Raw genomic sequence first — 17,922 nt, 5'->3', positions numbered from 1 at the left:
ACGCGGCTACGTATTCCTAGGGGAGCAGCGACGACCACGAACGACGAGCGCCGAACGCGAGCGAGCGATGACCGGGCGTGACCCGGGGCTTGTGGACCCTCTGCGTCGGCGCGTTGCGCGCCGACGAACCTAGGCGAATGTCGCAGCCAGGTTGATGCCGTAGGCGAGCACGACGACGCCGAGGAGGAAGGAGACGAAGAGCGACCAGTCGTTCATAGCGTCGAGAATCCTAGACCCCCGTTCGGCGGTCTGTCGCCCGAGGGGCCTCGCGGACCCGGCGGACGATCGCGGCGGCCGTCGCGGGCGCCAGCTCGCCGAAGCTGTGGCGGCGTCCGCGGTGGTCCACGCAGACGACCTGCGCCCGTCGCCGCCACGTCCGCGGGGGCCGCACCTGGATCGAGGCGAGGTCGCTCAGCCGCAGCTCCCGGACGCGGTGCACGGGCGCGTCGTCGTGCAGCCACAGCAGTCGCCGGTCGGTCACGGCGAGCACGGTCTGGGGGCTCGCCCAGGTCGCCGCCGGAACGACCAGCCCGACCGTCTCGCCCGGGGCCAGGGCTGACCGCAGCTCGCTCCCCAGCGCACGCCGGACCGCCGGGGCCAGGGCGTCCGCAGCCGCCTCCGCGGCGGCGGCCCGGTCGGGCTCGCGAGCGGGAGCCGTCCCGTCGGCCGGGGACGTACCGGTCGGGGCCCGTAGCGCCGTGTAGGCGGCGTTGATCAACGCCATCTGATCGGCGGCGACCGGATCCGGGGCACGATCGGGGTGCCAGCGCTTGGCTAGCCGACGGAAGGCAGCGGTGACCTCGTCGGGGCCTGCTCCGGCGGGCACGCCGAGGATCTCGCGGGGATCGACGCCGGTCGGTGCGTCCACCCCACCATCGTTCCACGGCGTCGCCCCGCACGCCCCCAGCCCGAGCCGACGGTCACGCAGTCGGGCGGACGACCCGCGACGGACCCACGACGACATCGAGACGGATCGGAGCGGCCACGGACCGAGATGGCCGCGGACCGGAGGCCTCGACCGGGACGCCCCGCAACGGGACCGATCCGGAGCGAGACGACCTCGGACGGGACGGCCCGGAAACGGACGGGACCAGATCGAGATGCCCTTCTTCCCAGCCGGTATGTGCCGAGCACATCAACGATGAGGTCGACCCCATCGGCCTCAGGAAGAACTCGGTGTCGATCTCGGCTCGGCCCCCGCCAGGTCACGCCTCGGCCATCGCCACCGCCTTGGCCACGGTCACCACCACGCCGTCGCCACCGCCACCGCCTCGGCCATGACCATGGCCTCTGCCATCGGCCACCACGGCCTCCAGAAGGAGCCCGAATGTGGACAGCGAACACGTCCGTGGGCCCCGAGGACCCGGGGGCCTACGACGCCGGAGCGTCCGCTTCGAGCCCGTCTCCCCGAACGGAACCGCGAGCCATGATCCAAGACCTCAAGAAGTTCCTCTTCAAGGACGACCTGATCGACATCGCGGTGGCGTTCATCCTCGCCACGGCCTTCGCGCTCGTCGTCAAGTCGCTCGTCGACGACATCATCATGCCGATCATCGCCGCGATCGTCGGCAAGCCGGACTTCAACGACATCGTGATCAACGTCGGCGACGCCAGCATCCGGATCGGCAGCTTCATCACGGTCTTCGTCAACTTCGTGATCATCGGCACCGTCCTCTTCTTCATCGTCCGGGCGATCACCAGGGCGATGGAGCGCACGGGTCGTGGCAAGCCGGCCGCACCCGAGGCTCCCGACGAGGAGATCCTGCTGCTGACCGAGATCCGCGACGCCCTCAACCGGCCCGGCGCAGCGCGCTGAGCCGCACCCTCACTCGGGAGCCGTAGCGCTCCCGGACTCGTTCCCGGGTTCGGGCGCCGGCGGCAGCAGGCGCTCGAGCGGGACGTCCTCCAGCAGCCGCAGGACCTGCGGCGTGCGCTCGTCCTCCAGCAGCAGGGCACCACCGGGCCAGAACGGGCTGACGGTGTCGGTCGCGCCGACCAACAGCGGCTCGTGGACCCACGAGCCGCTGTTCCACAGCCAGGCGCCGTCGGGATCCGGATGCCACGGGCCGAGCGCCTCGTCGGCCGTCAGCGGTCCGAGTCGGTGGACGTGCCCGAACAGGACGTGACGCGCACGCGGCAGCACGCCGAGGTCGTTGGCCACCCGATAGAGGCTCTGGAGGCCAGCCCGCTCGAGCCGGCGGTCGAGCCAGACCGAGCCGACCGCGGCGATCCGCTCGTTGCGCGCCCGGGCCTGCGGCGAGGGCGTCCCGTCGCGGCCCAGGACCGCCTTGCCCAGCGCCCGAGCGAAGCCCCCGACCCGGTCGAGGCCCTCCTCGAAGCCGTCGGGAAGATCGCGGACGAGCAGCGACGCGGCCGCGAACGACGTCGTCCGTCCCAGCTCGTAGGCGTCGGCCGGACCGAGCGCACCCTCCCCCGCCGCCCGGGCGATCCGGGCCAGCGGCGCCGACGCGAGGTGCTGGTCGAGGTAGTGCCCGTGATGGGCGTAGACGTGGGGCCCGAGCCACGCGCCCGGGTACTGGACGCGGATCCGGCCGCCGTCAGGACGCAGCGCCGCGGTCACCTCGGAGAGCGACTCGGTCGCGTCGCGCGGAACCTGCGTGGCCGACCCGAGCGGCTGCTCCTCGGCCCGCCGGCCGCGCAGCCAGGCCCGCACCAGCAGGTGGTCGTGGTTTCCGGGCACGACGAGGATCTCGCCGCCGGCCATCGCCTCGCCGAGCCGCATCAGCACCGGCCGTGCCTCGCTCAGCGCCTTCGCCGTCCGCCCCTCCAACAGCTCCACCACGTCCCCGAGCAGGACCAGTCGATCGATCCCCCGCAGGGCCTCGACGAGGGCGTCGAGGGCGACGGAGCGACGGAGCACGTCACGGCCGCCCCGGGAGCCGAGGTGGAGGTCGGAGATGACCAGGGTCCGCATCGCCGACAAAGCATGGCGGACGGCGGTCGCGGGCGGGTAGTAGCATCGCCACCCCGATGGCAAAGCAGCAGCAGCGTCAGATCCGTATCGAGCAACGAGGGGCCCTGCAGGCGATGCAGGACCTCGAGAAGCGCTCCGACGAGGATCTGTTGCGCGAGACCCGCAACCGCTCCGCGGCGCGGGCGATCCTCGGCAGCCGTGCCGCCGAGCGCTACGACGGCGCGACCGCGCGGAAGTACTTCCAGGAGGCGCTGGCTGCGGCCCGTCCCCAGGAGCGCCCCCAGATCCGGCGGATGGCGGAGGCGGCCCTCGCCCTCGCCGACCGCCGCTCGGGCGACCTGCGCGCCGCCGCCGAGCGGCTCGGGCAGCAGGCCCCCAGCGGCCGCCAGCTGTTCCTGCTGCGGCTCTCCGGCCTGCTGGTCCCGCCGGTCGGCGCCGGCGCCTGGCCGCGAACCCGCGGGATCCTGCTGATCCTGCTGATCATCGTGCTCTTCCTGGCGATCGGCTCCGGGCTCGTCGCCCTGATCGCGCTCCCCTTCGGTGGTCTCGCGACCGACGCGACGCTCTTCCTCGGCCTGCTGGTCGTGGTCGCCGCGCTGGTCGGACTGGTCCTCTTCGGCCGGCGACGTCAGCGCAAGGCGCAGGCCCAGCGAGCGGAGCAGGCCGAGCAGCAGCGCCAGCCCGTGAACCGGGCGATGCGCCGCCGCGGCTGAGTCGCGTGCCCCGCACGGTCGCGCCCGGGCTCGGCCGCGGGCCAACGTTCGGCGTTCGACCAAACGTTTCCATCCGCAGGCCCAAGACGTATAGCCTCCGGGCGTGACCGATCCCCACGGCACCCTCCGGACCGCGCGACTGGTCGTGCGTCCGATGGCAGGAGGCGACTTCGACCTCCTGCTTCAGGGTCTTCAGGACCCCGATCGCCCCTGGACGAACGGCTATCCGCTCGACGAGAGCCTGGTCTCCGCGGCGATGGTCCTCGAACGCCGTCGCGACGACGGCCGCGCGCACGGCGACGATCCGTGGACGCAATACCAGGTGATCCTGGTCAGCGAGAACGTCGTCGTCGGCGACCTCACCTTCCTCGAGCCGCCGGACGCGGATCGGGTCGCGATGCTGACCTTCGGGATCGCCCCCGAGCGGCGCGGCAACGGCTACGCGACCGAGATGCTGCGCGAGGTCGTCGCCTGGGCCCGCGGCCGCAACGACATCCGCGGCGTCCGGGCAGACACTGACCTGGTCAACCCCGCCAGCCACAACGTGCTGCGCGCGGCTGGGCTCCAGGTCGTCCAGGACGACGGCGATCGTCAGCTCTACGAGCTGCGCTGGGAACGACGGGAGCGGATCATCCGCACCCCCGTCGCCGGCGGCCGCTGACCCGACCCCCGGCCGGGCCGTCGCGCTCGGCCGCACCTGACACGGTGCGGCCGCCGCGGGCGGATCAGCCCTTGGAGAGCGTGGCCTTGCGGATCACGACCGGCCGGCTCGGCGGACCGTCGGTGCCACTGCTGAGCGCGGCCGCCTCGATCACGGTGCGCATCCCCGAGGTCACCTTGCCGACGATCGCGTAGTCCGGCGGAAGCTGCGCGTCGCTGGCGGTGACGACGAAGAACTGGCTGCCCGACGTCCCGGCGGGCTCGTCGCCGGCCTTGGCCATCGCGACCACGCCGCGCGTGTAGGCCGCATCCTTCGGCGGGGTCTCGCGGACCTTGTAGCCCGGGCCGCCGCTGCCGTCGCCGAGCGGGTCGCCGCCCTGGACCACGAAGCCGGGCGCGATCCGGTGGAAGGTCAGGCCGTCGTAGAACTTCGCCCGCGTGAGCGCGGCGAACGACGCGGCCGTCTTCGGCTGGCGCTTGGTGTCCAACCGGATCTTGAACGTCCCACAGCTCGTCGCCATGGTGACGGTCCACGTGCCGCTCAACGTCGACGGCTTCGGCTTGGGCAGGGCCGGCTCGGCCGAACGCGGGTCCGGCGCCTTGGCCTCGGTGCAGATCGAGCCGCTGCCGTCGCCCTGGGACGAGTCCGGCACGGCCGCGTCGGTCTTCTCGGTCGTCGCGGCGGTCGTCGTCGCGGCCGTCGTGTCGGCGGCCGGCTTGGTGTCCGTCTTCTCCTTGTCGTCACCGCCACAGGCAGCCAGGCCGGGCACGAGGGCGACGGCGGTGAGTAGGAGCGGCAGGCGGCGCGCACGACGGCGTGCGGCGGCGGAGGGCGAGTGAACCACGTCGCGCAGGATAGTCGCGAGACAGACGTGCGTGCAGACGATGTGGCCGCCCGTACGACGGCCGCCGGTCCGGCCGGCGATAATCGCGCGGTGCCTCGCCGGACTTCCTCGACGCGCCCGTACGGTTCGGACGCCCCGCGATGACCGCCACCGCGCCCCGAGCAGCGACGCTGATCGTCAACCCGACCGCGGGCGGCGGCCGCGTCGCCGCGGTCGTCCGCCAGGTCGAGGCGCGCCTGCGCGAGCGCCAGGCGCCCTTCCGGACCGTCGCCACCCGCGACGCCGAGCACGCCCGCACGGCGACCCGCGAGGCGCTCGAACGTAGTGAGCTGCCGGTCGCGATCGGCGGCGACGGGATGCTCGGGCTCGTCGCCGGCGCCGCCGCCGGCCTGCCCGGAGCGACCATCGGCGTGATCCCCGCGGGCCGCGGCAACGACTTCGTGCGCGGGCTGGAGCTCCCGACCGATCCGGTCGCCGCGACCGACGTGCTGCTCGACGGGGTCCCGGTCGCGATCGACACCGGCCTCGCGACCGACGCCGCGGGCGTCGAGTGCGGGTTCCTCTCGATCGCCTCCTGCGGATTCGACTCGGAAGCCAACCGGATCGCCAACGAGGCCCCGTCCCGGCTCGGCGGCGCCGCCTACCTCTGGGGCGTCTTCGGGGCGCTGATCGGCCTCCGGCCCGCCTCGTTCCGCCTCCGCCTCGACGGCGAGCCGATCGCCCACCACGGGGTGACCGTCGCGATCGCCAACGCCGGCACGTACGGTGGAGGGATGCGGATGGCCCCCGACGCGTCGGTCGTCGACGGCCGCTTCGACGTGGTCCTGATCGGCCACGGCGGACGCGACCCCGAGCGTTGCGACTGGCGCGACCGCCTGCGGCTCGTGCGGTTCCTCCCCCAGATCTTCCGTGGTGGGCACGTCAGCTCCGAGCTGGTCGAGGTCCGCCGGGCGAGCGAGGTCGTGCTCGACGCCGACCGCCCGTTCACGGTCTACGCCGACGGCGACCCGATCGGCACGCTCCCGCTGACCCTGACCACGCGACCGGCGTCGCTGCGGCTGCTGGTTCCGGACGGACACCTGACCCAACCGCTGCGGATGCCGGCGGAGGCCACGGCGTGAGCGGGCGCAGCCTGGTCCCGCTCGCGACCGCGATCGCCGTCGCCCGGGCCTCCGGGCGTGCGGCCCGCGCCGGTGGCCGCGGGGGCACGAGCCTGCCCGGCAAGCTGCTGATGCGGCTGCGACCGGACGCGATCGCCCGGATGTCCGAGCGGCTCGACCACGGCTCGGCCGTGCTCAGCGCGACCAACGGCAAGACGACGACGGCCGCGCTCGTCGCCTCGATCCTCGAGCGCCACGGCGAGACCCTCGTCCACAACCGCCAGGGCGCCAACATGGCCGGCGGGATCGCGGCGACCCTGCTCGGGTCGTGGCGGCGCGGGCGACCGGACGGGAAGCTCGGCCTGTTCGAGGTCGACGAGTTCTGGCTCGGCGGGCTCGTCGACCAGCTCCGCCCCCGCGTCCTGCTGCTCGCCAACCTCTTCCGCGACCAGCTCGACCGCTACGGCGAGCTCGAGGCGATCGCCGAGCGCTGGCGGGCGATCGTCGCCGTCGACGGGGCGGCCGATCCCAGCCGGGGCGGCTTCCGGCTGGTGCTCGGGGCCGACGACCCGGCGGTCGCCGACCTCGGGCTCGGGCTCGACGACGTCCTCTACTTCGGGGTCGAGGACACGTCGGTCGCGCTGAACGCCGGTGATCACGCCTCCGACGCGACCACCTGCCGCAACTGCGGGGCGGCCTACGTCTACACCGCCTCGTTCGTCGGCCACCTCGGGCACTACGTCTGCCCCTCCTGCGATCACGGGCGGCCGAAGCCGCAGGTGACGGCCGAGCGGATCGTGCTCGAGGGCACCCGCGGCGCCCGGGTCACGATCGGCCTCCCCGACGGCACGATCGACGTGCGACTGCGGCTGCCCGGCCTCTACAACGTCTACAACGCGCTCTCCGCCGCCGCCCTGACCCACGCGCTCGGGGTCCCCGGGGCGACGATCGCCGCCGGCCTCGAGGCGACGATCGCCGCCTTCGGCCGGGCCGAGACGGTCCGCATCGACGACCGCGAGCTGCAGCTGCTGCTGGTCAAGAACCCGGCCGGCGCCAACGAGGTCGCCCGGACGCTCGCGTTGGCCGACGGCGAGCTCGACCTGCTGGCCGTCCTCAACGACCGGATCGCCGACGGGCGCGACGTCTCGTGGGTCTGGGACGCCGACTTCGAGCAGCTGGCTCCGCGCGTCCGGCGCGTCACCTGCGCCGGGACCCGTGCCGCCGAGATGGCGGTCCGCTGGAAGTACGCCGGCGTGCCGGCCGACCGGATCGCCGTCGTCCCGGACGGGATCGGGCCGGCGCTCGACGCCGCACTGGAGCATGCCCCCGCGGATCACGAGATACCGCTCTACGCGATCCCCACCTACACCGCGATGCTCGAGCTGCGTGAGGAGCTCGTCCGTCGTGGCGCCGCCGAAGGGTCGTTCGCATGACCGAGACCACCCGAGACCTCGATCTCGATCACATCCGCTGGCACGACCTCGAGTGCGGCGGCTACGACGCCGACCGCTCGCTCTGGCTCGAGCTGGCCGCCTCCCGTGAGGAGTCCGCCGCCTCGGCCCGGATCCTCGATCTCGGCAGCGGCACCGGCCGGGTCGCGGTGGAGCTGGCCGCCGCCGGCTACAGCGTGCTCGGGGTCGACGTCGACCCGATCTTCTGCGCCGAGCTGCGGCGACGGGCCGCGCTCCGCTCGCTGCCGGCCGCGGCCGCCGTCAGCGACGCCCGTGAGCTGCGGCTCGGCGAGCGCTTCGGCCTGATCCTCGCGCCGATGCAGACGATCCAGCTGCTCGACGGCTCCGCCGGCCGGCTCGCGATGTTGGCCGGTCTGCGCGAGCACCTCGCCCCCGGCGCGCTCGCCGCGATCGCGCTGGTCGAGGACGTCGAGCCGTTCGGCTCCGACGACGCCGCCGGCCTGGCCCCCGACATGCGCGACTACGACGGCACGGTCTACGCCAGCCGCCCGGTCGGGGTGACCGTCGCCGACGGACGGATCGTGCTCGACCGCGTCCGCGAGATCGTCGAGCCCGACGGGCAGCGCCACGTCAGTAACGACCGGACCGTGCTCGACATGCTCGGCGCCGACGAGCTGGAGGACGAGGCCCGCCAGGTCGGCCTGCGCGTGCTCGACCGGCTCGAGGTCGGGGCGACCAGCGAGCACGTCGGCAGCCAGGTGGTGATCGTCGGTGCCTGATGCCACGAACATCGCCACCCCCGCTCCCGCCCCCGCCGTCGCTCCCGAGTCGGGGGACGGTCCCACGATGCGGATCGCCGCGCTCTACCCCGAGCTGCTGAACATCTACGCCGACCGCGGCAACCTGCTGCTGCTCCAGCGCCGCTGCGCCTGGCGCGGGATCGGCTTCGAGCTGGTCTCGGCGACGCTCGGCGATCAGCTCGACCCGGACGCCCACGACCTGCTCTACCTCGGGGGCGGCCAGGATCGCGACCAGCGACTCTGCGCCGAGGACCTGGTCACGGTCAAGCGCGACGCCGTTCACGCCCACGCCGCCCGCGGTGGCGCGGTGCTCGCCGTCTGTGGTGGCTACCAGCTGCTCGGCCACCACTACACCCTCGAGCCGGGCGAGCACCTGCCCGGCGTCGGGCTGCTCGACCTCCACACCGAACGCGGTCCCGACCGCCTGATCGGGAACGTCGCGATCGAGGTCGACGGCCGGACCCTGGCCGGCTTCGAGAACCACGGCGGCCGCACGATCCTCGCCCCCGGGCAGGAGCCGCTCGGCCGCGTCCTCGCCGGTCACGGCAACACCGGCGCGTCGGGCTTCGAGGGCGCACGGACCGGCAACGTGATCGGGACCTACCTGCACGGGCCGCTGCTGCCGAAGAACGCGTGGTTCGCGGACCAGCTGATCGCCACCGCGATCGGCGTCGACGTCGCCGAGCTGGCGCCGCTCGACGATCGGCTCGAGGACGCGGCCCACGCCGGCGCCCGACGCGCCGCCGGCGTCTGAGCCGCCGTTCACCGGCTTGAAATAGCCGAAAGGGGAGCGGAATATCGGCCTTTGAGCGGTGACGCCGGAGGCCGCTGCTAGGGTTTCGCCACCCGGGGTCGAGTCGCAGGCCCTGGATCACCAGGAGCTCGGATGCCCGAACCCCAGACACCCGCCGTCGGTCCCTCCCAGACCGCCCCGGCCTCGCTGCAGTTCGTCGACGTCGAGAAGCGCTATCCCGGCGCCAGCGAGCCGACGATCGAGTCGCTCTCGCTCGAGGTGCCGGCGGGCGAGATCTGCGTCCTGGTCGGCCCGTCCGGCTGCGGCAAGACGACCGCGATGCGGATGGTCAACCGGATGATCGAGCCGACCGCCGGCCAGATCCTGATCGACGGCGAGCCGAACACCACCCGGGCCGCGGCCGACCTGCGGCGCGACATCGGCTACGTGATCCAGCAGACCGGGCTCTTCCCGCACCGGACCGTGGCCGAGAACATCGCCACCGTCCCGCGCCTGCTCGGCTGGTCGAAGGACCGGATCCAGGCTCGCACCACCGAGCTGCTCGACCTCGTCGGGCTCGACCGCGAGTTCGTGGGCCGCTACCCGGCGCAGCTCTCCGGCGGCCAGCGCCAGCGGGTCGGCGTCGCCCGCGCGCTCGCCGTCGATCCGCCGCTGATGCTGATGGACGAGCCGTTCGGCGCGATCGACCCGATCACCCGCGAGCGGCTCCAGAACGAGTTCCTGCGGCTCCAGCAGACCCTCCGCCGCACGATCGTCTTCGTCACCCACGACATCGACGAGGCGATCAAGATCGGCGACCGGATCGCCGTCATGCGCCCCGGCGGCCACCTCGCCCAGTACGCGACCCCGGCCGAGCTGCTGCTCTCCCCCGCCGACGAGTTCGTCGAGCAGTTCGTCGGCGCCGACCGGGCGCTCAAGCGGCTGGCGCTCGGGCGCGTCCGCGACCTCCAGCTCGAGGAGGCGGTGCGGGTCCGCTACGGCGATCCGACCGCCTGGGTCCGCGAGCAGCTCGCCGGCAGCCACATTCCCTATCCGCTGGTCGTCGACCCCGACGGCAAGCCGCTCGCCTGGCTCGACGACGACGACCTCCACGGTCCGCGGATCGCACCGGGGATCGGCTCGGCCGTCGCGGTCGTCGAGCGCGACGACATCCTCCGCGACGCCTTCAGCGACGTGCTCCAGCACCGCGTCCAGTTCGCCGCCGTCGTCGACCAGCACGGCGCGGTGATCGGGATCCTGTCGGCGGACGCCGTCGCCCGCGAGCTCGCTCCCGGCCCGGCGCCGATCGAGCCGGTCGAGGCCGGCGGCAGCGCGTGAGCGCCGTGGCCGCGACGGTGGTGCTGGCCCAGTCCGAGGGGGGCTTCATCCGCGACCGCAGCGACGAGAGCGGCTCCGCGGCCTGCGTCCTCAACGACGGGTTCTGCCCACGCTGGATCGTCGACAACTTCGACCGCTACCTCGCACCGCTGCAGCAGCACGTCCTGCTGACCGTCGTCGCCCTGGTGATCGGCTTCACGGTCTCGTTCGGCCTCGCGCTGCTCGCACACCGACGACGCTGGCTGGTCACGCCGATCGTGCAGGTGACCGGGATCCTCTACACGATCCCGAGCCTGGCGCTGTTCTTCCTGCTGCTGCCGATCACCGGTCGCGGGTTCCTGACCGCGGAGATCGCGCTCGTCTCCTACACGCTGCTGATCATCTTCCGCAACGTCATCGCGGGCCTCGACGGGGTCCCCGACGATGTCGTCGACGCCGCCCGCGGGATGGGCCTGACCGACCGCGAGGTCCTCTGGCGGATCGAGCTGCCGCTGGCGATGCCGGAGATCGCCGCCGGTCTGCGGATCGCCGCGACCACCACCGTCGGCCTGGCCACGCTGGCCTTCTTCGCCGGGGCCGGCGGCCTCGGCGAGCCGATCTACGACCGGCTCACGTTCAAGAGCAATGTGGTCGTCGCCGGCGGGCTCTGCGTGCTTCTGGCCGTGGCGCTCGACCTGCTGGTCCTGCTCGCGCAACGACTGCTGACCCCCTGGACGCGGGCGGTCTCCTCGTGAGCGCCACCCTCGCTGTCTTCGGCCTCTTCGGCGAGGCCTTCGACTTCCTGCTCCACCCGCAGGAGTCGAAGTCCGGCGGGCAGCAGGTCGGCGGACTGGCCGACTTCGCCCAGCTGACCTGGACCCATCTCCAGGTCGTCTTCGCCTCGGTCGCGCTGGCCACGCTCGTCGCGCTTCCGATCGGCCTCGTGCTCGGCCACCTGCGCCGCGGCAGCTTCGTGGCGATCAGCGTCAGCAATGTCGGACGGGCCGTCCCGAGCCTGGCCCTGATCGCCGTCTTCGTCGCCTTCCTCGGCGTCGGCTTCCTGAACGTGACGCTCGCGCTGGCGCTGCTGGCGATCCCGCCGATCCTGACCAACACCTACGTCGGCGTGACCCAGGTCGACCGCGAGGTGATCGACGCCGCCGTCGGCCAGGGCATGACCGGCCGGCAGATCATCCGCGAGATCGAGCTGCCGCTGGCGCTCCCGCTGATCTTCGGCGGCCTGCGGACGTCGGTCGTCAACGTGATCGCGACCGCCACGATCGCGCCGCTCGCCGGGGTCCTGACCCTCGGCGACCCGATCATCTCGACCAGCGTCTACGGCGACGCCGGCAAGCTCGCGGCGGCGATCGTCGTCGCCCTGCTGGCGATCGTGGCCGAGTTCGGCCTCGCCGCCGCCCAGCGCGCCGTGACCCCCCGTCCCTTGCGTGGCACCCCGGGCATCACCCGGCGCGCCCGCTTCCTCCCCACCCCCCGAAAGGGCGTGACCGCACCATGACCGTGACCACACCACGACCGCTCCGGCGGCTGCTCTCGCTCGCCCCGCTGGCGCTCGTCACCATCGGCCTCGCCGCCTGCGGCAGCAGCGACGACGACGCCAAGGACACGACCAGCAACGCGACGACCACCGCCGCCACGGCCGGCACGATCGTCGAGAACCCGGCCAACGACAAGGTCACGCTGACGATCGGCTCGAAGAACTTCACCGAGCAGAAGATCCTCGGCGAGGTCTACGCCCAGGCGCTCGAGGCCGCCGGCTACGAGATCAAGACCGAGCTGAACCTCGGCGACGAGCAGACGGCGCTGAAGACGCTCGAGGACGGCCAGATCGACGCCTACCCCGAGTACACCGGCACCGCGCTGCTGTCGTTCTTCGGGGTCAAGACCGACGACCTGCCGCACGATCCGGCCGAGGCCTTCGCGCAGGTCAAGGCGGACTTCGCCAAGAAGGACCTGGTCGCGCTGCCGCCGACCCCGTTCACGAACTCGAACGAGGTCGCCGTCACCAAGGCGACCGCCGACAAGTACGGCCTGACGAGCATCTCCGACCTGAAGAAGGTCGCCCCGCAGCTGACGCTCTACGGCAGCCCCGAGTGCCGCCAGCGGCTCGACTGCCTGCTCGGCCTCCAGCAGACGTACGGGCTGAAGTTCAAGAAGTTCGTGCCGGTCGACGTCAGCCAGCGCAGCAAGGTCCTGTCCAGCGGCCAGGCCGATGTCTCGATCGTCTTCACGACCGACCCCCAGAACAAGCGCGACGGCTTCGTCCTGCTGAAGGACGACAAGCAGATCTTCCCGCCCTACAACTCGACGCTGGTCGTGCGCAAGCAGAGCTACGACCAGGCCGGACCGGACCTGCCCAAGACCGTCGAGCTGGTCAACACGCAGCTGACCGCGGCCAACATCCAGGAGCTCGGCGCCCGCGTCGATCTCGACAAGGAGACCCCGGCGGACGCCGCCGAGCAGTTCCTCGAGCAGTTCGGCTTCGTCAAGTAGCCGAACCTGGCCCGCGCCGATCGTTGTGCGGGCCAACCCAGCCTGCCCCTCCGGCCCGGCCCCGCCCGCCGGGCCGCGGGCCGGACCGGGCCGGGGCTGAGCCGGGAGCGGCGCGGTGGCGCGGGACGATCCCCGTCAGCGGCGGGTCTCCGACAGGGCCTCAGCGCCCCGTCGAGCCGAAGCCATTCGCCCCGCGGACGGTGTCGTCGAGGCTCTCGACCTCGGTGACCGCCGCCAGTGCGACGGGCACCAGCAGCAGCTGGGCGATCCGCTCGCCCGGCTCGGCGACGAAGGGCGCCTCGCGGTCGGTGTTCAGCAGCAGCACGCGGAGCTCGCCGCGGTAGCCGGCATCGACGACGCCGGGCGTGTTGACCAACGACACGCCGTGACGGGCCGCCAGCCCCGACCGCGGGGTCACCAGGCCGGCGAAGCCCGGCGGGACCGCGATCGCGATCCCGGTCGGCACCATCGCCCGTTCACCGGGGCCCAACCGCACCGGCTCGACGGCGCAGAGGTCGAGGCCCGCGTCCCCCGGGTGCTGACGGACGGGCAGGATCGCGTCCGGACGCAGCCGCTGGACGGCGAGGGCGGGCGGAGTCACGGCGTCGTTCACGCCACGAGCATGCCACGGCCCGCGCGGGGACCGCCCGTCCGAGCCACCCGGCGGGCGTCGCGGTCAGCCGCGTCCGTCAGTCCTCGTCGACCGGCGCGGCGGGCTGGACGCGGTAGCGGTCGTAGCGGGCGGCCAGCGACCGGGGCACCCGTGCCCGCACCAGCACGCCGTCGGGCCGGTGCTCCTGCTCCAGGTCCCCGGCGAGCTTGTGCAGCTCGGCCAGGGTCGCGCCGGCGGAGTAGGGCAGCAGCAGCTCGACCGGGCGCAGGCCCGCCTCGAACTCGTGCTCGACCCGGGCCGCGAGCTGCTCGAGCCCCTCGCCCTCGGCCGCGGCGATCATGACCGCTCCGGGGTACTGCAGCGCGAGGTCGGCGCGGCGCTCGTCGTCGATCAGGTCGCACTTGTTCAGCACGATGATCTGCTGGCCGCCGCCGTGCTCCTCGTCGAAGGCGCCGATGTCGGTCAGCACGAGGTTGACCGCCTCGATCACGGCCCGCATCTGGGTGTCGGGCTGGCTGGCGTCGACGACGTGCAGCAGCAGGTCGGCGATCACCGTCTCCTCGAGCGTGGCGCCGAAGGCCTCGACCAGGTGGTGCGGCAGCTTGCGGATGAAGCCGACGGTGTCGGTCAGCAGGTAGGTGCGGCCGTTGAAGCGCAGCTCACGGGTGGTCGGATCGAGCGTGTGGAAGAGCTGGTCCTGGACGCCGACGTCGGAGCCGGTCAGCGCGTTGAGGACCGTCGACTTGCCGGCGTTGGTGTAGCCGACCAGCGCGACGTTCGGGATGTGCGAGGACCGGGCGCGCTCGGCGCGCATCACCGCGCGGGTCCCCTTGACCTCCTCCAGCCGCCGGCGCAGCTTCGAGATCCGGTCGCGGGCGAGCCGGCGGTCGGTCTCGATCTGCGTCTCGCCGGGACCACGGGTGCCGACGCCGCCGACGCCGAGACGGTCGAGGTGGGTCCACAGTCCCCGCATCCGCGCGAGGTTGTACTGGAGCTGGGCCAGCTCGACCTGGAGCTTGCCCTCGGCGCTGTGGGCGTGGGTGGCGAAGATGTCGAGGATCAGCGCCGTCCGGTCGAGGACGGGGATCCCGAGGCTGCCCTCGAGGTTGCGCTCCTGGCGCGGCGAGAGCTCGTCGTCGGTGACGACCACCGTCGCCTCGAGCTCGTACGCGCGCTCCTTCAGCTCGACGAGCTTGCCCTCGCCGACGTAGGTGTTGGGGTGCGGGTCCGGGCGATGCTGGACCATCTGGTCGAGGACCTCGACCCCGGCCGTCCGCAGCAGCTCGCGCAGCTCGCTGAGGTCGTCGCCCTCGGGCATGATACCGACGATCAGCGCTCGCTGGTTCTCTGCGGCCCGCTGCTGGTCGAGGTCGTCGACGTGGGTCGTGTCGTGCGGGCGGGTGGTGTTCTGGCGATCTTCGCGGCGTTTCGACACTACGACCCAGTCTAGACCCCTTCCCATGAGCGGTTCGCCCCCGGCCGGCGGCGATACAGTCGGGCGGTGACCACCCTGGCCGACCGCCTCGCCGACTTGACCCTGAGACTGGTCGACTGCCCGTCGGAATCCCGTCAGGAACAGGCCGCCGTGGCCCTTGCCCAGGCGCTCCTGTTCGAGGCCGGCGTGGCGACCCACGACGCGCACGACACCTGCCTGCTGGCGGGCACGACCGTCCGCGGCGAGCGTCCACTGATCCTGCTCGCCGGGCATCTCGACACCGTGCCCGTCCAGGGCAACCGGCCGGGGCGGATCGAGGGCGGTGTCGTCCACGGCCTCGGGACCTGCGACATGAAGGGCGCCTGCGCGGTGATGATCGAGTTGCTGCGCGACGGCGTGCACGAGCGCGAGGACCGCGCCTGCGATCTCGGGGTCGTGCTCTTCGGACGTGAGGAGCTGCCGTTCGTCGACACGGCACTGACCCCGCTGCTCGGCCGCGAGCCGAGCCTGCGCGCCGCCGATCTGGTCGTGGTGATGGAGCCGACCGCCGGCGGCGTGCAGGGCGGCTGCCTGGGCAACCTCAACGCGACCTGGACCTTCCACGGGACGGCGGCCCACAGCGCGCGGCCGTGGCTGGGCGAGAACGCGATCCACCGGGCCGCGGCCGGGATCGCCCGGCTGGCCGAGGTCCCCGTCGTCCGGCACGAGTTCAGCGGCCTCGAGTACGCGGAGTGCGTCTCGGTCACCCGGATCAGCGGTGGCGTCGCCGACAACGTCGTGCCCGACCGGGTCTCGGCCCACGTCAACTACCGCTACCCGCCGGGAGCCGACCCCAAGACGGCGGAGGCCAAGCTCCGCGCCTGGTGCGACGTCGAGGGCAGCGAGCTGACGATCGTCGGGCACGCACCGTCGGGCGCGGTGACGGTCGACGGCGACCTCGCCCGGGCGCTCGTCGCCCGGACCGGCATGCCCGTCACGCCCAAGCAGGCGTGGACGCCGGTCGCCGAGTTCACGATGGTCGACGTGCCGGCGGTCAACTACGGGCCGGGTGACCCGCAGTACGCCCACAAGCGCGACGAGCAGGTCTCGGCCCGGGCGCTGGCGGACAGCTACGAGACGTTGGCCGCGCTGGTCCTGCACGGCCCCGACGCGGCCGGCGAGACGACGGGGGCCTGACGTGACGACCGCACGCCCGACCGTGTCGGCCACCGACGCCGACACCACCGACACCGCCGCCCCCAAGCCGCCGACCGCCGCTGCGCCCGCCACGCCCACAGCCCCGCCGGCGCTCGCCGGGACCGGTGACCGACCGGCCCCGCACCTCAACCCGCTGCTGCGCAACGCGAGCGTCTACCCCTTCCAGCGGCTCGGCCACGCCCGCCGCATGCTTGCGGCGACCTGGCCCGCCGATCGGGGCCCGATCGTGGACCTCGGCGTCGGCGAGCCGCGCGAGCCGACCCCGGAGTTCATCCGCCGGGCGATGATCGAGGCGATCGAGAACGAGGCCGTCTCGAGCTACCCGCTCGCCGAGGGCCTGCCCGTGCTGCGCGAGGCGGTCGCCGGCTGGGTGGCCCGGCGGTTCGGCACCCGGCTCGATCCGGACCGTCACGTGCTGCCCACGCTCGGCTCGAAGGAGCTGGTCTTCGGGCTCGCCCAGGTGCTGGTCGACCGCGACGGCGGTCGTGACCTGGTCGCGATCCCGCAGCCGGCCTACCCGGTCTACGAGCGCGGCGCCCGCTTCGCTGGCGCGGACGTGCTCGAGCTGCCGCTGCGGGCGGAGAACGACTTCCTCCCCGACCTCGATGCGATCGACGACGCCGCCTGGCAGCGGCTGGCCCTGGTCTGGGTCAACTACCCGAACAACCCGACCGCGGCGGTCGCCACCCGCGAGTGGTACGCCGACGCCGCCCGTCGTTGCCGCGAGCACGGCGTCGTGCTGGCCAGCGACGAGGCCTACAGCGAGCTGTGGTTCACCGGCTCGCCCCCGGACTCCGCGCTCCAGATCGCGAACGACGGCGACGACCTGACCGGCGTGCTCGTGATCAACACGCTCTCCAAGCGGTCCTCGATGCCCGGCTACCGCTCGGGCTTCGTCGCGGGCGACCCGGACCTGATCAGCGCACTCAAGCGCTACCGCCCGAGCGTCGGCGTCGCCCCCCAGCGGTTCGTCCAGCAGGCCGCCACGGCCGCCTGGCAGGACGAGGCCCACGTCGACGCCGTCCGTGCGCACTATGGCGAGAAGCTGGCCGTGCTCCAGCCCGGCCTCGACGCACTCGGCTTGGTCAACGCCGGAGGCCCCGCCTCGTTCTTCCGCTGGCTGGCGCTGCCCGACGGCTGGGAGACAGCCGCGTGGGCGGCCCGAACCCTCGACGAGCCGGCCACACGGGCCCTGATCGAGATCCTCGACGACCGCCCCGTCGGCGCCGATCCGGAGGCGGACGCCGATGCCGAGCCGGCCCGTACCGCCGGGTCGGCGGATCGCGGGGCGACACCAGCCGGCAGCGCGGCCTTCGCTGCCTGCCTGCTGCGGGCCGGGATCGTCGCCGCGCCGGGTGCCTTCTTCGGCCCCGCCGGGGAGGGCTACGTGCGCGTCGCCCTGGTGCCTACGATCGCCGACTGCTCGATCGCGGCCGAGCGGTTGCGGGCGCTCGCCGCCGACGGCTGACCCGCGCCCTCGGTGCCGACTGGTCGAACGAGATCGAGGAGCCGGACGCCTACGACGACCGGACGTGGAAGACGCTCAGCGGCGAACGCCGGACCGTCCCCGAAGTGCCCAGCGACGAGATCCTCGCGCGGGCCGTGGCCACGCTGCTGACCGTCTACCGCCGCTACCACCGCCTCGCCGCGG

The 17,922-nt window shown here is 73.1% G+C and carries 18 protein-coding genes; 13 read left to right on the top strand and 5 right to left on the bottom strand.

What is annotated here, in order from left to right:
- Positions 1-229 precede the first annotated feature (229 nt).
- Entirely contained in the window at positions 230-868 is a 639-nt protein-coding gene (locus tag ACVUH9_RS04935) for a J domain-containing protein (RefSeq protein WP_475754515.1), read from the bottom strand.
- Positions 869-1,426: 558 nt separating this feature from the next.
- On the opposite strand from ACVUH9_RS04935, the gene mscL reads away from it, so the two are divergent.
- On the top strand, positions 1,427-1,816 hold the full coding sequence (gene mscL, locus ACVUH9_RS04930; RefSeq protein WP_475754513.1) for a large conductance mechanosensitive channel protein MscL: 390 nt from the start codon (positions 1,427-1,429) through the stop codon (positions 1,814-1,816).
- A 9-nt stretch (positions 1,817-1,825) separates the two neighbouring features.
- On the opposite strand, the gene ACVUH9_RS04925 is transcribed toward mscL, so the two are convergent.
- Positions 1,826-2,935, bottom strand: coding sequence for a metallophosphoesterase (locus tag ACVUH9_RS04925; RefSeq protein ID WP_475754511.1), 1,110 nt, complete (start codon positions 2,933-2,935; stop codon positions 1,826-1,828).
- Between the two features lie 56 nt (positions 2,936-2,991).
- Between ACVUH9_RS04925 and ACVUH9_RS04920 the strand changes: the two genes are divergently transcribed.
- Positions 2,992-3,648, top strand: a complete 657-nt coding sequence (locus ACVUH9_RS04920; RefSeq protein ID WP_475754509.1) for a hypothetical protein — start codon at positions 2,992-2,994, stop codon at positions 3,646-3,648.
- A 103-nt stretch (positions 3,649-3,751) separates the two neighbouring features.
- Positions 3,752-4,309, top strand: coding sequence for a GNAT family N-acetyltransferase (locus tag ACVUH9_RS04915; protein ID WP_475754507.1), 558 nt, complete (start codon positions 3,752-3,754; stop codon positions 4,307-4,309).
- Positions 4,310-4,373: 64 nt separating this feature from the next.
- On the opposite strand, the gene ACVUH9_RS04910 is transcribed toward ACVUH9_RS04915, so the two are convergent.
- Positions 4,374-5,153 carry a peptidylprolyl isomerase gene (locus ACVUH9_RS04910; protein ID WP_475754505.1) on the bottom strand — a complete coding sequence of 260 codons (780 nt, stop codon included), beginning with the start codon at positions 5,151-5,153 and terminating at the stop codon, positions 4,374-4,376.
- Between the two features lie 140 nt (positions 5,154-5,293).
- Between ACVUH9_RS04910 and ACVUH9_RS04905 the strand changes: the two genes are divergently transcribed.
- From ACVUH9_RS04905 to ACVUH9_RS04870, 8 genes are all read left to right on the top strand, one after another.
- The gene (locus ACVUH9_RS04905; protein ID WP_475754503.1) at positions 5,294-6,274 is read left to right on the top strand and encodes a diacylglycerol/lipid kinase family protein; all 981 of its coding nucleotides are present in this window, start codon (positions 5,294-5,296) and stop codon (positions 6,272-6,274) included.
- Positions 6,271-7,686: a MurT ligase domain-containing protein gene (locus ACVUH9_RS04900; protein ID WP_475754501.1), complete on the top strand. Its 1,416-nt coding sequence runs from the start codon at positions 6,271-6,273 to the stop codon at positions 7,684-7,686. Before ACVUH9_RS04905 ends, ACVUH9_RS04900 begins: the two co-directional genes overlap by 4 nt.
- Positions 7,683-8,444, top strand: a complete 762-nt coding sequence (locus tag ACVUH9_RS04895) for a class I SAM-dependent methyltransferase (protein ID WP_475754499.1) — start codon at positions 7,683-7,685, stop codon at positions 8,442-8,444. The genes ACVUH9_RS04900 and ACVUH9_RS04895 overlap by 4 nt, the downstream gene beginning before the upstream one ends.
- The gene (locus ACVUH9_RS04890) at positions 8,437-9,219 is read left to right on the top strand and encodes a type 1 glutamine amidotransferase (protein ID WP_475754497.1); all 783 of its coding nucleotides are present in this window, start codon (positions 8,437-8,439) and stop codon (positions 9,217-9,219) included. Before ACVUH9_RS04895 ends, ACVUH9_RS04890 begins: the two co-directional genes overlap by 8 nt.
- A gap of 132 nt (positions 9,220-9,351) precedes the next feature.
- Positions 9,352-10,536 carry an ABC transporter ATP-binding protein gene (locus ACVUH9_RS04885; RefSeq protein WP_475754495.1) on the top strand — a complete coding sequence of 395 codons (1,185 nt, stop codon included), beginning with the start codon at positions 9,352-9,354 and terminating at the stop codon, positions 10,534-10,536.
- Positions 10,533-11,270, top strand: a complete 738-nt coding sequence (locus ACVUH9_RS04880) for an ABC transporter permease (protein WP_475754493.1) — start codon at positions 10,533-10,535, stop codon at positions 11,268-11,270. The genes ACVUH9_RS04885 and ACVUH9_RS04880 overlap by 4 nt, the downstream gene beginning before the upstream one ends.
- A complete protein-coding gene (locus tag ACVUH9_RS04875; RefSeq protein WP_475754491.1) occupies positions 11,267-12,031 on the top strand; it encodes an ABC transporter permease in 765 nt (254 codons plus the stop codon). The genes ACVUH9_RS04880 and ACVUH9_RS04875 overlap by 4 nt, the downstream gene beginning before the upstream one ends.
- A gap of 2 nt (positions 12,032-12,033) precedes the next feature.
- Complete coding sequence (locus ACVUH9_RS04870; protein ID WP_475754489.1) at positions 12,034-13,026, top strand: ABC transporter substrate-binding protein; 993 nt, start codon at positions 12,034-12,036, stop codon at positions 13,024-13,026.
- A 160-nt stretch (positions 13,027-13,186) separates the two neighbouring features.
- Here ACVUH9_RS04870 and dut read toward each other — a convergent pair whose 3' ends face one another.
- Positions 13,187-13,639, bottom strand: coding sequence for a dUTP diphosphatase (gene dut, locus ACVUH9_RS04865; RefSeq protein WP_475754487.1), 453 nt, complete (start codon positions 13,637-13,639; stop codon positions 13,187-13,189).
- Positions 13,640-13,715: 76 nt separating this feature from the next.
- Positions 13,716-15,074, bottom strand: coding sequence for a GTPase HflX (gene hflX / locus ACVUH9_RS04860; RefSeq protein WP_475754485.1), 1,359 nt, complete (start codon positions 15,072-15,074; stop codon positions 13,716-13,718).
- A gap of 66 nt (positions 15,075-15,140) precedes the next feature.
- Here hflX and dapE point away from each other — a divergent pair, with 66 nt between their 5' ends.
- Complete coding sequence (dapE, locus tag ACVUH9_RS04855; protein ID WP_475754483.1) at positions 15,141-16,250, top strand: succinyl-diaminopimelate desuccinylase; 1,110 nt, start codon at positions 15,141-15,143, stop codon at positions 16,248-16,250.
- Position 16,251: 1 nt separating this feature from the next.
- Positions 16,252-17,739 (top strand): pyridoxal phosphate-dependent aminotransferase, encoded by a 1,488-nt coding sequence (locus ACVUH9_RS04850; protein ID WP_475754481.1) that lies wholly within the window; start codon positions 16,252-16,254, stop codon positions 17,737-17,739.
- The last annotated feature ends 183 nt before the right edge of the window (positions 17,740-17,922 follow it).

The sequence above is a fragment of the Patulibacter ginsengiterrae genome (assembly GCF_056269115.1).
This window is presented reverse-complemented; position numbering and strand designations above follow the sequence as displayed.